Genomic DNA, 12,760 nt, shown 5'->3' on the forward strand with positions numbered 1-12,760 from the left:
GTTTTAGAAACAACAAAACCCGCTTTGTGGGCGGGTTTTAAGTATGGACACAACTGGACTCGAACCAGTGACCCCTACGATGTCAACGTAGTGCTCTAACCAACTGAGCTATGCGTCCTCACGAATTCCTAATTTAGCACAACCTTCGATCGCCTGTCAAGCATAAATCTAAGATTTTTTAGACGGACACTCTTGACATCGCCCCTAATCCCCAATCCCCCGCCAAATCTTCACAGTTCGATCGCCCCCACCACTAGCCAAACTCCCCCCATCAGCACTAAACGCCACCGACAAAACCTCCCCCGCGTGGCCTGTCAGAATTTCCAGCAAACCCCCCGTGCCGGCATCCCACAAATAAATCGTGCCATCCCGACTCCCCGTCGCCAAAACCCGACCATCGGGACTGAACGCCACACACAAAACATCCCCAGAATTGTCCCTCATACTCCGCAACAGCGTCCCTCGCCCCTGTGCGTCCACCCGCCACAGCTTCGCCGTACCATCCCGACTCCCCGTCGCCAAAATCGATGATCCTTCTGCATCTCCCCCCCTTACCAAGGGGGGGTTGGGGGGGGTCTGACCGGCAGGGGAGTTGGGGGAGTTCACAGCAAAAACGATCGCCCGCACCCAATCCCGGTGCTCCGCCAGAGTACAAATCGATCGACCATTTTGCCAATCCCACAACTGCACAGTCTTGTCCCGACTGCCGCTAGCCAAAAACTCCCCGCCAGCACTAAAAGCCACCGCCTCCACCCCGCCAGCGTGACCAGTCAAAGCCGACATCCGCCTTCCCTTATTCAAATTCCACAACTGCACAGTTTTGTCCCGACTGCCGCTAGCCAAAACCTGACCGTCCCGACTAAACGCCACAGCAGAAATCCTGTCAGAATGACCAGCCAAAGCGTACCACCACTTACCCTTATTCAAATCCCAAATATGAATGGTTTTATCACGGCCACCACTAGCCAAAGTCGCCCCATCAGGACTAAACGCCACACAAGTCACCCAGTCAGAATGACCCGTAAGAGTATACCACCGCTTACCCGCATCCAACTTCCACATCTCGATCGTCTTGTCCTCACTGCCGCTAGCTAAAGTCGCGCCGTCGGGACTGAAAGCTACCGACGTGACAGCATTGGAATGCCCTACCAGAGTATGAACGCACTTCCAAGTGGGCGCGCGTGCGGGGACAACCCGCTGCATCGGCGGCACAGGTATGATAGTGCCTGCAACCGTTGGCGGCACTGCATTCTGCACCGCAGGCATCCTCTGCGGCATGGAAATAGCAGGGGCCGCCGGAGTCGGAACCTGCACCGCCGACTGCTGCGGCTGCAAATCTTTCAAGACTTCAGCTACAGATTTGTAGCGGCGACTGAGACTTGGTTCGATCATTTTATCGAGGATGCGACTTAATTTCTGATCGATTGGAACCTTCAAAAAGTCTCGCCAAACCCAAACATCTTGATTGATATCGAACAAATCAAAAGGAGATATTTGAGTCAGCAAATAAATGCAAGTTACTCCCAAACTGTACAAATCGCTGGCATAAACCGCTTGACCTCTAATTTGTTCCGGCGCGACGAATTCGGGAGAACCGATGACTGTACCGGTTTCTCTCAAACCCTCCACAACTTTTGCAGCGCCAAAATCAACTAAAACTAATTCCCCGGTTAATGTGGGGTAAGTATAAATGATGGGAGTTTGAGAAATGCGGCGGCGGATAATATTGGGCGGTTTAATATCTCGGTGAATTACACTGCGATCGTGCACGAACTGCAATACTGGCAATAAATCCTTCAGCAGACTGAGAATCTGACTTTCGCTGAAAGGCCCAGTCCGCACCAACTCTTCCTGTAAATTCTGACCTTCTATAAATTCCTGCACCAAATACTGATAGCGTTCCTGCTGAAAGTGCGCCAGCAGTTCGGGAATTTGCGGGTGTTTCCCCAACTCGTCCAGCCGCACCGCTTCTCGGTTGAATAATTCTGCTGCTTTCTCGCTGCTGCTGGTACCTTGGGATAGCGGGAAAAACTGTTTAATTGCACAGCGCGGTTTTGAGGGTTTGTCTTCGTCTACTGCTAAAAAAGTGCGGCCGAAACCGCCGCGCCCGAGGGGTTTGATGGCGCGGTAACGCTCTCTCAGCAACAGTTTGGAGCCGCAATTCAGGCAGAATTGGGTACGATCGGCATTTTGCGGGTTTTGACAGGTGGGGTTTAGGCAGTAACTCATAACTGAAGCGAGAAGGAATCAGCAGCATCTCTCTATGATACTGAGGCAAAAGGGCGATCGACTCTCGCGTTACAATTATAGTCCTGGACGCACGGGCAACAATAAACGGGGTTTTTCACCAAAATATTTGCTTAAAACTTTCAATCTCGGTTCAAAAACCCGGTTTTTTTGTTCGGGTGCATAAGTCCTAAATTAGAAATAAAAAAACTAAAGTCATGACTGCAAACTGGTTAGTAGTCATGACTTCCGTTCTCATAATTTAAGATGTCGCCTTAACTTTCAGAGCATACTCTTTAAACCTTTCCAAGTCAGCCATAAGAGTCGATTCAACTACTCGCGCTAGAAATGAATTGTCCATCAATTTTGCCAGCCAGCCGGGAACTCCATAAGCTACTGTCAGTTTGACAATGCTGCTGTTTTTGCGATCGTAAAATCTTACCGCACCCCGATTTGGCAAACCGTCTACCGATTCCCACTGAATTATCTGCTTCGGCACTAATTTGACAATCCGAGAAAGCCAGCTAAATTCTAACCCGCCAGTTGCGAGTTTCCAGCGCGATAATTCCGGGTTGTCTTCGAGAACCAGAACTGATTCGATCCACTTCATCCAGCGCGGCATTTGCTCTAAATCCGACCAGAGTTGCCACGCTAATTCGATGGGAATTTCCACTTCTACTTGGACGCTGTGTTCTAACCAATCAGTCATGCGATTTTAGATTTTAGATTTTAGATTTTAGATTTCTGGTGCCCAGGCTCTGCCTGGTAACGCATTTCTAGAGGCTCTGCCTCGCGTTTCCTGTCTAAATACTGGAGGCTGAGCCTCCTGATAGGCATTCCCAGGCAGAGCCTGGGAACGAGAGAAAACGAGAGAGGACTAATGACTAATGAGTGTAAGCTTCGAGAATTGCCTTAGCCGCTTGATGGCCTGAAAGTGTCGCTCCTTCCATACTATCAATGTAGTCTTGCTGAGTGTAACTTCCTGCTAGAAAGAAATTGGCGATCGGCGTTTTTTGAGCAGGGCGGAAAACATCCATTCCCGGTGCTTCGCGATACAAAGATTGAGCGAGCTTAACTACACTGTACCAAGTCATGTTTAATTCCCGCGCTGAGGGGAATAAATCCTGAACTTGCTTAAGTACGTGTTGGGCGATCGCCTCATTGCTTTGTTTAATAAACGGATCTCCCGGTGTCAGCACCAACTGCAACAGCGAACCTTGTCCTTCTTGATAATAATCCTTGGGACTGGTCAGTGCCAAATCTGCAAAACAAGAAAAATCTGCATCTGCTGAATATAGCAAATTATCGATTCCTACAGCGTGGCTCAACTGTTTGCGCTTCGCTTCATCTTCCAGTTCCGTTACCCAGCCGTCGAACCGCAATTGTACTGTAGCAACTGGCACCGCATCTAATTTATAAATGTTGTCAAATTCCGACCATTTGCGCCAAGCTGGGGGCAATATTTTCTGAATTCCCGGCACGTCGCAGGCGAAAACGTAAGCGTCTGCGGTAATATTTTCTTCTGTTTCGCCGTTAGCTACTACCAAGCCTGTCACGCTGGTTTTTTCGCCTTCTTCAAACTGAATTTCTCGGACTCTGCGCCGCGTGTAAATTTTTGCTCCTTTCTTTTCCAAATATTCCACAATTGGTTTGTGCAAATATTCGTTGGGAGAACCGGCCAGCATCCGCATGACAGAGGCTTCGGTTTTTGATGCAAAGAATTGAAAGATTGTCAACATACACCGGGCAGAAATATTTTCAGTGTCGATAAAACCCAGTGCGTAGGCGATCGGATTCCACATTCTTTTGAGCGAGTTTTGGTTGCCACCTTGGCTGCGGAACCAGTCAGCGAAGCTAACTTTATCCAAATCGCGGATAGTTTTCATTGCCCCGTCAAAGTCTATCAAACCCCGGACGATCGGGCTAGTTCCCAGGGCGATCGCATTTTGAATTTTGTCTTGTACGGATAGCTGGGATGTCGTAAAAAATGCCTTCAATCCGTGCAAAGGTGCACCCACGGGAAAGCGAAAATCTAAAGAACCGGTTTCGCCGCCTCGATTGATAAAAGTGTGGACGTGTTCTTTGAGGAGCAAATCGTCAAATGCTCCCACTTTTTTCATCAGGGCAAATAAGTTATAATAACAGCCGAAGAAGACGTGCAAACCCATTTCAACGTGATTGCCGTCGGGATCTACCCAACTGCCGACTTTGCCGCCGACAAAGGGGCGGGATTCAAAAATTTCTACTTCGTGGCCGGCATCCACTAAATCGACGGCTGTTGTCATTCCAGCTAGTCCCGCACCTGCGATCGCAACCCGCATTTTATCTATCCTTTTCAGTATTTTTACAAATTGTAACAAATTTTAGAATATTAGAAATATTATTAAAGTTCGTAAATGCCGATCGACACTTGTACCGCCTTCTGAATTCTTGCCAAAGACACAGCACTAATTTGACCGTAAGGGCCTTGTTCTAGAAATGTCTTTTGGACAGCTAGAATTTGCTCGCAGACAGCCAGCGAGTCCGATTCTAATCCTCCTTCACCAGCAGGAATCAAAACCCTAGTCGGAGTTTCGCCCCCTCTCAAATCGCTAGTAAAAGGAACAATCAGTACAGTACGGCTCAATTCATTGCGGCTATCTATGGAAACGACAGCAACAGGACGCTTTTTGGTATCTCCGATCGTTCGCAAAGCTCTCACAAGATAAACTTCGCCTTGTCGCGGATAAGCTTCTGTCATTGTATCAAAGACCTTCCTCTATTAAAATTTCTTCCATTTGTGACTGAGCAAATGTTGCCCAGTCTTCCTCAAACTCAATATCTTCTGGGCTGCGGTTAAGATAAAACTTCCGCAACTTATCTTCGATTTGCTTAGCGTACCAGAGACGGAGAGCTTGTTCGATCGCCTCCGTCCAATTATCAGTAAGTTGGTCTATTTTATCAGCGAATTCAGCATCAAGGGCGACTAACACTTCTCGCTTTTGAGTGGAATTTGACATAATCATTCTCCGGAATAATTAAAGTTTTAAAAAAATGAATGTTGACTGTTGACTGCTGAATAATGTTATTGGTTAGTGGTTATTAGTTATTAGCAGCCGCAAGCGATTAACAACTGCCAACTCCCAACTCCCAACTCCCAACTGTCAACTGTCAACAGTCAACAGTCAACTAACTTCAAAACATCGGCATCAACTGAAGCGGCCCAATTCCCAACTCTTTAGCAGAAACCCAGCGCACCTCAAGCAAAGCAACCATATCCTTAAACTGAGGCTGACCGCGAGAAGCACCCATCAACCCTTTAGCAATAATCAAACCGCACCAACCGTTCGTTAATTTACAGCGGCGGTCCCACTTCTGGCGAGCTTCCTGATGCACCGGATCGTTTTCATTAAACTCCCCAAACAAATACAGATCTCCATTTTTAGTTTGCAAAATACCCAAGTCGTATTGCTCATCCTGAAAAGGATTTTCGCCAGGATTAAAACCAATTGCCTTCACCCCTCCAGCTTCTTTCAAATCCTGGATCATCGTTTTCGCCTTCGGATGAGAAGTTTGGATCATCACCACCGGCAAACCATCTCCGGCGGTAGTAATATCAGTTTCTGCACCTTGGTGAAACTGGACACTTGCGCGCAGGAACTCTACCGTTTCCCAAGGTACGGCGCCGAGACTCAAAAATGAATTTTGCGGCACCAAATCGTCCCGCAGCAGTGGCATTTCAAATTCATCATCATCGTCATCATCGTCATCCCCGAGCATCTGTAATAATTCGTCGGACACATCAGGCATCGTCGAAACTTTAACGGATACCTGCTGAGTTTCCCCGTCTGATTGGGGAACTGGGATGCGGTAGCGGCTGCTGAGAGTGGGAAATATTTCTGCTGCAAGTTTGCGGCGACCGTTGCGGAAAAAGCGGTGAAATGCTTCGAGAGCAACTAACATTGTCAGAGCTTCTTCTTCGTAAAGAATCGATCGCAATCCTTCTAAAGGATGCAGGTTGCCAAAATTCGGTTCAATTTCCGATGGAGGCAAATCGGCTAAATCAATTTCTTCTTCGTCGTCGTCCTCATCAATATCGCCAGCACTTTCAAATGTGAGGAACAAACAGTCTTGCCCTAAAAAAGCCTGTTCTAAATCTTCAAAAGAATCATCGTTGACGACTCGCTCTCGAAACCGCTTCAAGGACTCTAGAGAGCGGTAAAGCAAAACTCCGTAATCCATTCTGCCTTGCCCCAATACGGACACGTAGAGGCTGCCGACATCCCACTGATTGATTTCAATAGATATAATTTGGTGTTCGCTCAAAGTCCGCCACGGCGCGTCATGCCAAATGTGAGCAGCTTTTTCGATTAAAACTTCAGCGTACTGAGGTGGCAACTCGGGAGGCCGATTGACAGCCACCTCTTCCATTCCCCGAAATATTTCGTCAATTAAGGGTAATTCGGGTACGTAGTCAATGGAAATACCTAAATCTTGAAGTACGCCCCGCAGATAAAATTGAATTTCTCGGTTTTTGACTACTATTTTTTGGGGGCGGACTGCAGGCGCCGGACTTTGGGGATGTTCCATTGCCCGCAGCAGAGCTCGGACGATCGCCTCTGGGCCGACATCGGGGCCTACCATATCCATAGCCCTCACGACTCCTTCGGAGCCATCGACCCAGAGAATGCACTCGCCACCAGCTTCTAGAACATCATCGTCATCTATCATCATGTGCGAGTCAGCATTAGATAAGGGTCGGCGATCGCCCTCCCACACGCTGGGAATTTGAGGTAAGTTTTGTAGCCGACGAAGAGTAGAGCGATTCAGCGCTGCCATAGAGTAAGCCCGTTGGGTGAAGCATGGTTGCGGTGCCACGAAGGGTCAACCGCTGCCTCTCAATCATAAACCCTCAACAGCCGAAGCTCCAGCAGTCCTGTACAATAAGTAAATAAGAGAAACTCTTAGCATTGAACAGTATCAGGAGTTCGGAAAATGACTCAAGCCATTTCACAAAAGCGGGGCATTCAAATGACGGACTCCGCAGTCCGTCAAGTTTTAGGTCTCAGAGAAAAACAAGGTAAAGACCTCTGCTTGCGGGTAGGAGTGCGCCAGGGCGGCTGTTCTGGGATGTCTTACGTGATGGATTTCGCAGACCCCAGCACTGTGAAATCCGACGATGAAGTGTTCGACTACGACGGTTTTCAGGTAGTTTGCGATCGCAAGAGCATTCTTTATCTCTACGGTTTGGTGCTCGACTTCAGCGATGCTATGATCGGGGGCGGCTTTCAGTTTACTAACCCCAACGCGACTCAAACTTGCGGCTGTGGCAGTTCTTTTTCTACATAAAAAAGTGGAAAATAGGGCATGGGGCATAAAGTTGTTAACTGCCCCACGCCCTTTTCCATCCAACATCCCAAATCTCAAATCCAAAATCGAATGACCCCTGAAGAATTGTTTAAAGACGGTTTCGATCGCTACCAAGCTGGCGAAGCCCCTGCTAATCTGATTCCCGTGTTTAAAGAAGTGTGCGAGAAAGCTCCCAAAAATGGCAATGCCTGGGCTAGCCTCGCGTGGCTCTACCTCTTGGAAGATAAACCCGCACCGGCTCAAAAGGCCGCGAAAACCGCCGTTAAATTGAACCCTCACGACCCCCAAGCTCGCATCAACCTAGCAGTCGCCATCCTCGACCTCAAAGAGAAAGGAGTGCGCCCTCACGTAGAAATCGCTCAGCAAATCCTGATGGCTTCCGAAGAGTTGCTCGATGAAGTTAAAAAGAATTTTGAAGAAGGATTAAGCAGAAAACCGGACTGGAAGAGTCTCGCCCGCGTTAAACAGTGGCTTTTTGAACCCTAGCCGCGCAAACAAGCCGATTTTTGAGCGGGGATCGAGGAAATCGGCTTTGGGATTTATTACGACATCGTAATAAATCAATAAATAACTTTATGGAAAACTCAGGAAGTCAGTGCTAGTATTTGAAAACTTAGACGATTCACAAAGTCCGACGGAATACAAGCTTAGTTAATTAGTACCAGGAGTTGTAAGACTATGAGCACTGAAAGCCACGTTAACATCAAGCCAGCAACCCGCAATCACAAAGGTTTCTTTATTCAGCCAGCGTCTTACAAGCTGATGAGCATTGATAAGTCCGGTTGGGCTTTGATTTGCATGGACAAAGCAGTTTGTCATTATGTAGATCCGGATGATTTGCAATTGCCGAATAAATCTGGAATGTCTGAAGGTTAATTCTGAAGTTTTGAGAGACTTTAAGATGCTTTATTTGAGTAGCTGCCCTCCATTGAGGGCAGCATCTTTTTTGTACGTTTTTTTGTACGAAGGAAATTAGGCAACGAAGCCGTATACGGGATTTAACGGATAGAAGGAAGAATTACCAATTCCCGATTACCGATTACCAATTCCCGATTCCCTAATTGTTAGATTTCAAGGCAAAAAGCATTTCAAGCTGAGCTGTTGTCGGTTCTGTCGAAGCTGTGGCTACGCTAATTCCTCGGAGAGAATTGAGCAATTCAGCGACGGGCGGCGAAACTAAATTTGGCTGTACTGCGAGCAAATATTGGTTAGCCCAAGACATGGTTTTTTCCATATCTATGTAAAAGTAACCTTGGTTGACTTGCGGTAAAGAAGTGGCGATCGCCTGAAAACTCGGACTGCTGCTTAACGGCTGCGGCGGCGTAACACTAATCACATCAACTAAAGGCCCGCCGAAAGCTACAAACATCGTATTTTGATTCAGCCAGCCGTGCCCGAATAAAGTCCCTTGCTGGGGTATTGTCCACTCCGTAACCTCCTTTCCTTGAACTTGTCGGGGGGCGATGCTGACTGTAGGATTGCTTTTGGCGATCGCATCGAGTTTTTTCAGGGTTGCTTCCGCTGCGGGGCGATCGCTCGTTTCAAAAATCATCGCCGCCCCCATCCCCAACTGAGACAAAATGCCTCGATCCGAACCGATCGCCCCGATCGCAAATTCCCCATTCATCCAACCAAAAACATCACGATCCGCATCCAGATCCAACCGCTTAAAACTATCTCTCACCTGCTGAACTCCCCTGTCAACTTCCGGGCTATCTTTTGCCTCGGCGGTTGCTTGCGACCAAATTCGATCGATTCCCTTGCCGCCGACTAAAGCAATGGTTTCGCCGGGAAATCTGGGTAACAATTTCGATGCGACTTGTGGATTTTGCTGCGCGAATTTCGGGTCTAACTGAGCGATAGTTTTTACCCTCAATCCCGCACTGTCCGCGCCAATTCCCGCAACCAAAGACTTAACTTGTTTGAACTGCGAAAACACTGTCGAAGGCAACTGGAAATCTGCGGGCAAATTAGCTTTCAATTGCTGCATTGCAGCAGGATATTCAGCAATAAAAATAGTAGCGATCGGATTCTTTACCCCAGCACTCTCGGAGAAAAACTTACTTGTACTCTGCTGGGTGGCTAGGGAGGGTTCTCCTTTAAAAGTATCGATCGCCAATTCCACAGGCTTTCTCAAAGGAGCCATCACTAATTGGTCGTTCAGCAAAGCCACACTGTAGCGCTTGCCAGTTGGTTCTGCAATCTCAGAAATTTTAACTCCTTTATACTCGCTTTCAGTAGTGGTTGCACCGGGCTGAGATTTTAATTTATTCGCAAAATTCCAAGCGCTAATTTTATTTTTCACACTGACTACTACCAGCAGTTTTGGAGGCTCGGTTTTCGCCATAGCATCAGGGGGCAACAAAGCGACCATCACCCCCCCCAGCCAAGGCTTTAAGTCCCTGTCAAAGTCGATTTGAGTGCCTGCCAAGCTTTGTTCTTGAAAGGCCTTCAAACCCTGACCGATCAACTTTTGAGCCCCTGGCGTGCCAAATCGCTGCAACTGTGACAGCGCTTGGGGATTGGGGGAGATAAACGCGGCCATCATTGCTTCGTCAGGTATAACTTTGGCACTCTCTTGAGGGTTGAATACTTTGTTGTTCAAACCCTGGAAGTAAAAGTAGACCGCGGCGCTACCTGCTGCGACGATGGCGGCAGCAATTAGAAGCTTTGGTTTTTTTGCAGGCATTGTTTTTAATCCTCGCGTCCTTTATCAGTTTAATGAAAATACACTTGGCTTGTGTGGAGGCGATCGAGGCTGCTCTTTATTTTTGTATAATTCAAAACAAGTTTGGACGATCGTCTAAACTACTGTTGATGTGCATTGCGGGTAAAAGATGAAAGTAGCGATCGCGGGAGCAACGGGATTTGTAGGTAGCCGGCTGGTGGAAAAGCTGCAAGCTGCGGGACATCAAGTGGTAGTTTTGAGCAGGGATGCGGCGAAGGCTGGCCGAGTTTTTCCGGCTTCAGCTTATCCGAATTTGGAAGTTGTCGCCTACACTCCTGCGGAGTCTGGTGATTGGCAAAAGTCGATCGCGGGCTGCGATGGTGTTGTCAATTTAGCTGGGGTTCCGATTGCAGAGGAAAGGTGGACAGAGGCGCGCCAGCAAGCAATTCTGGATAGTCGCAGACTGACGACGGCAAAATTGGTCGAGGCGATCGTCAATGCTAATCCTAGACCATCTGTGTTGGTTAGCGCATCGGCGATCGGCTATTACGGAACCAGCGAAACTGCTGAGTTTGACGAAACGAGCCTCGCGGGAAACGATTTTTTAGCAGCAGTGTGCAAAGACTGGGAAGCAGCCGCCCAACCTGTAAAAAATGCGGGAACGCGGCTAGCAATTTTGCGGCTGGGGATAGTTTTGGGAATGGGAGGCGCGCTAGCAAAAATGCTGCCACCTTTTAAACTATTTGCAGGCGGCCCGATTGGGACAGGAAAACAGTGGTTTTCTTGGGTTCATCGCGAGGATGTAGTTGATTTAATTTTGTATACTCTGCAAAATTCGCAAGTTCAAGGTGTTTTGAATGCGACAGCACCTAATCCGGTGCGGATGAATGAATTGTGCCAAACTTTAGGAGAAGTTTTAAGTCGGCCTTCTTGGTTGCCGGTGCCAAGTTTTGCTTTAGAAATGCTGTTGGGAGACGGGGCAAAAGTTGTTCTGGAAGGGCAGAAAGTGTTGCCGAAAAAAACTTTAGCTAGCGGTTTTCAATATCAATATCCGACGCTGAAATTAGCACTGGAAGAGATTTTATCTGGAAGTTAATAACTAGCCGAATCCTCGTTGTCCAAGAAACCGGGTTTCTGCGATAATTTTGGCATCTTCACGGCCGATTTAGTTAAGAAACCCGGTTTCTGAATCCTCACGCGCCTAGTCCAAGAAACCGGGTTTCTACGAGAATTTACGCATCCTCACGAGATTTTCCGAAGAAACCCGGTTTCTGAATCCCCGCGCGCCTAGTCCAAGAAACCGGGTTTCTACGAGAATTTACGCATCCTCACGAGATTTTCCGAAGAAACCCGGTTTCTGAATCCCCGCGCGCCTAGTCCAACCATCCAAAAAACCGGGTTTCTGCAATATCACTTATTTCTCAGCAAGAATCCCGTAAATTTCCCGTTTAACTTGTTCTAAAAGCTCGCGCACCCGATTGATTCGCTCAACATTGCCGCTGCGAGCAACTTGCATCACAGCAGCAGCTAATTCTGTAGTCACATTCCGCAACTCAATAAACTCTTGGGGCTTACCCATCATTACGGTTTTGAAGGCATCCCAAGGAGAGCCTGAAGTTTCCTGTTGGGCACGCTCTGCCAAGAGTTGTCTGCCCTCATCAGTAATCGTGTAAATCTTCTTACCGCCTTCCTGTGTGCTGCTTAGATAACCACCGTCCTCCAGCATCTGGAGTGTTGGATATACTGAGCCGGGACTGAGGCGACGGAAACCGCTATTTTGGGTTTCCATTTTTTTGATCAAGTCGTAACCATGAGCAGGGTGTTCGGATAACAATTCCAGCAGGATGAACTTGATGTCACCCCGACGAGTCCGGTGTTCGTCTCCCCACCCGCGACCAAATACTTCATCGCCAAAGTGCTTGCCATGATGCCCGCGATGAGGCGTGCCACGATCCTTGCCATGCTGGAACCAATGACTGATAAGCGATAGATCCTCTTCACTGACTCCTGCCGATACAAGTGCCGGAAAGTGGAAACGAAAGTGTCTAAACATATGTGAATCCTAAATCAACTTTCTCTACTATACGACATATCGCGATATATCGGTAACTCTTAGATAAAGATTTGTAAAGATAGGCTGTGCTTGGGTTTTTTGGTTTATGGCAAAAGCCTGTCCTCGTTACCAGGAAGGAGTCTGGGAACGAGCTAAACCCAGTTTTTGACTCCCCACGCGACCATCCAAGAAACCGGGTTTCTGCGATAATTCTGGCATCGTCACGCCCGATTTAGTTAAGAAACCCGGTTTCTGAGGCTCCATGCGCGCCTCAGCCCAGAAACCGGGTTTCTGCGATAATTTTGGCATCCTAAGTAGCTCAACAAAATTAATTACACAAATCAACTAATATGATATACTGAAAATATCAAGTTGTATTCAAAGAAATTTTATATGTTTTTACTTCGAGATATCAATCCACTTTCCTTGAAATTGCTAAACCGAATTTATCGCGAAAGCAGACA

13 protein-coding genes and 1 tRNA gene are annotated in these 12,760 nt (G+C 47.7%); 4 read left to right on the forward strand and 10 right to left on the reverse strand.

The window, feature by feature from the left end; genetic code table 11:
- Positions 1 to 44: 44 nt before the first annotated feature.
- From QUA02_RS12775 to QUA02_RS12805, 7 genes are all read right to left on the reverse strand, one after another.
- Positions 45 to 118 (reverse strand) — tRNA-Val (locus tag QUA02_RS12775).
- Positions 119 to 204: 86 nt separating this feature from the next.
- Positions 205 to 2,229 (reverse strand): protein kinase domain-containing protein, encoded by a 2,025-nt coding sequence (locus QUA02_RS12780; protein WP_333028189.1) that lies wholly within the window; start codon positions 2,227 to 2,229, stop codon positions 205 to 207.
- Positions 2,230 to 2,488: 259 nt separating this feature from the next.
- Positions 2,489 to 2,935 carry an SRPBCC family protein gene (locus QUA02_RS12785; RefSeq protein ID WP_333028191.1) on the reverse strand — a complete coding sequence of 149 codons (447 nt, stop codon included), beginning with the start codon at positions 2,933 to 2,935 and terminating at the stop codon, positions 2,489 to 2,491.
- Between the two features lie 175 nt (positions 2,936 to 3,110).
- The gene (gene zds, locus QUA02_RS12790) at positions 3,111 to 4,547 is read right to left on the reverse strand and encodes a 9,9'-di-cis-zeta-carotene desaturase (protein WP_333028193.1); all 1,437 of its coding nucleotides are present in this window, start codon (positions 4,545 to 4,547) and stop codon (positions 3,111 to 3,113) included.
- A gap of 62 nt (positions 4,548 to 4,609) precedes the next feature.
- Entirely contained in the window at positions 4,610 to 4,966 is a 357-nt protein-coding gene (locus tag QUA02_RS12795) for a type II toxin-antitoxin system PemK/MazF family toxin (RefSeq protein WP_333028194.1), read from the reverse strand.
- A 4-nt stretch (positions 4,967 to 4,970) separates the two neighbouring features.
- A complete protein-coding gene (locus QUA02_RS12800) occupies positions 4,971 to 5,225 on the reverse strand; it encodes a hypothetical protein (protein ID WP_333028196.1) in 255 nt (84 codons plus the stop codon).
- Positions 5,226 to 5,400: 175 nt separating this feature from the next.
- Entirely contained in the window at positions 5,401 to 7,044 is a 1,644-nt protein-coding gene (locus QUA02_RS12805; protein WP_333028198.1) for a DUF6930 domain-containing protein, read from the reverse strand.
- 156 nt (positions 7,045 to 7,200) lie between these two features.
- Here QUA02_RS12805 and QUA02_RS12810 point away from each other — a divergent pair, with 156 nt between their 5' ends.
- From QUA02_RS12810 to QUA02_RS12820, 3 genes are all read left to right on the forward strand, one after another.
- The gene (locus tag QUA02_RS12810) at positions 7,201 to 7,554 is read left to right on the forward strand and encodes a HesB/IscA family protein (RefSeq protein WP_333028200.1); all 354 of its coding nucleotides are present in this window, start codon (positions 7,201 to 7,203) and stop codon (positions 7,552 to 7,554) included.
- 90 nt (positions 7,555 to 7,644) lie between these two features.
- Positions 7,645 to 8,061 carry a tetratricopeptide repeat protein gene (locus QUA02_RS12815; RefSeq protein WP_333028201.1) on the forward strand — a complete coding sequence of 139 codons (417 nt, stop codon included), beginning with the start codon at positions 7,645 to 7,647 and terminating at the stop codon, positions 8,059 to 8,061.
- Positions 8,062 to 8,253: 192 nt separating this feature from the next.
- Entirely contained in the window at positions 8,254 to 8,451 is a 198-nt protein-coding gene (locus tag QUA02_RS12820) for a hypothetical protein (protein WP_332984883.1), read from the forward strand.
- A 181-nt stretch (positions 8,452 to 8,632) separates the two neighbouring features.
- Here QUA02_RS12820 and QUA02_RS12825 read toward each other — a convergent pair whose 3' ends face one another.
- Positions 8,633 to 10,264 carry a DUF3352 domain-containing protein gene (locus tag QUA02_RS12825; protein WP_333028202.1) on the reverse strand — a complete coding sequence of 544 codons (1,632 nt, stop codon included), beginning with the start codon at positions 10,262 to 10,264 and terminating at the stop codon, positions 8,633 to 8,635.
- 148 nt (positions 10,265 to 10,412) lie between these two features.
- On the opposite strand from QUA02_RS12825, the gene thyD reads away from it, so the two are divergent.
- Positions 10,413 to 11,339: a thylakoid membrane protein ThyD gene (gene thyD, locus QUA02_RS12830; protein ID WP_333028203.1), complete on the forward strand. Its 927-nt coding sequence runs from the start codon at positions 10,413 to 10,415 to the stop codon at positions 11,337 to 11,339.
- Between the two features lie 318 nt (positions 11,340 to 11,657).
- On the opposite strand, the gene QUA02_RS12835 is transcribed toward thyD, so the two are convergent.
- Together QUA02_RS12835 and QUA02_RS12840 are read right to left on the reverse strand one after the other, a co-directional pair.
- Positions 11,658 to 12,296, reverse strand: a complete 639-nt coding sequence (locus QUA02_RS12835) for a PadR family transcriptional regulator (RefSeq protein WP_333028204.1) — start codon at positions 12,294 to 12,296, stop codon at positions 11,658 to 11,660.
- A 126-nt stretch (positions 12,297 to 12,422) separates the two neighbouring features.
- Positions 12,423 to 12,605 carry a hypothetical protein gene (locus QUA02_RS12840; protein WP_333028206.1) on the reverse strand — a complete coding sequence of 61 codons (183 nt, stop codon included), beginning with the start codon at positions 12,603 to 12,605 and terminating at the stop codon, positions 12,423 to 12,425.
- Positions 12,606 to 12,760 lie beyond the last annotated feature (155 nt).

The sequence above is a fragment of the Microcoleus pseudofavosus SVA1_A4 genome (assembly GCF_036700565.1).
GTDB lineage: Bacteria > Cyanobacteriota > Cyanobacteriia > Cyanobacteriales > Microcoleaceae > Microcoleus.

Coding starts and splice junctions, on each gene's coding strand:
- QUA02_RS12780 (WP_333028189.1), bottom strand. CDS start 2,229: ATGAGTTACTGCCTAAACCCCACCTGTCAAAACCCGCAAAATGCCGAT.
- QUA02_RS12785 (WP_333028191.1), bottom strand. CDS start 2,935: ATGACTGATTGGTTAGAACACAGCGTCCAAGTAGAAGTGGAAATTCCC.
- QUA02_RS12805 (WP_333028198.1), bottom strand. CDS start 7,044: ATGGCAGCGCTGAATCGCTCTACTCTTCGTCGGCTACAAAACTTACCT.
- thyD (WP_333028203.1), top strand. CDS start 10,413: ATGAAAGTAGCGATCGCGGGAGCAACGGGATTTGTAGGTAGCCGGCTG.
- QUA02_RS12815 (WP_333028201.1), top strand. CDS start 7,645: ATGACCCCTGAAGAATTGTTTAAAGACGGTTTCGATCGCTACCAAGCT.
- QUA02_RS12840 (WP_333028206.1), bottom strand. CDS start 12,605: ATGCCAAAATTATCGCAGAAACCCGGTTTCTGGGCTGAGGCGCGCATG.
- QUA02_RS12800 (WP_333028196.1), bottom strand. CDS start 5,225: ATGTCAAATTCCACTCAAAAGCGAGAAGTGTTAGTCGCCCTTGATGCT.
- QUA02_RS12810 (WP_333028200.1), top strand. CDS start 7,201: ATGACTCAAGCCATTTCACAAAAGCGGGGCATTCAAATGACGGACTCC.
- QUA02_RS12795 (WP_333028194.1), bottom strand. CDS start 4,966: ATGACAGAAGCTTATCCGCGACAAGGCGAAGTTTATCTTGTGAGAGCT.
- zds (WP_333028193.1), bottom strand. CDS start 4,547: ATGCGGGTTGCGATCGCAGGTGCGGGACTAGCTGGAATGACAACAGCC.
- QUA02_RS12825 (WP_333028202.1), bottom strand. CDS start 10,264: ATGCCTGCAAAAAAACCAAAGCTTCTAATTGCTGCCGCCATCGTCGCA.
- QUA02_RS12835 (WP_333028204.1), bottom strand. CDS start 12,296: ATGTTTAGACACTTTCGTTTCCACTTTCCGGCACTTGTATCGGCAGGA.
- QUA02_RS12820 (WP_332984883.1), top strand. CDS start 8,254: ATGAGCACTGAAAGCCACGTTAACATCAAGCCAGCAACCCGCAATCAC.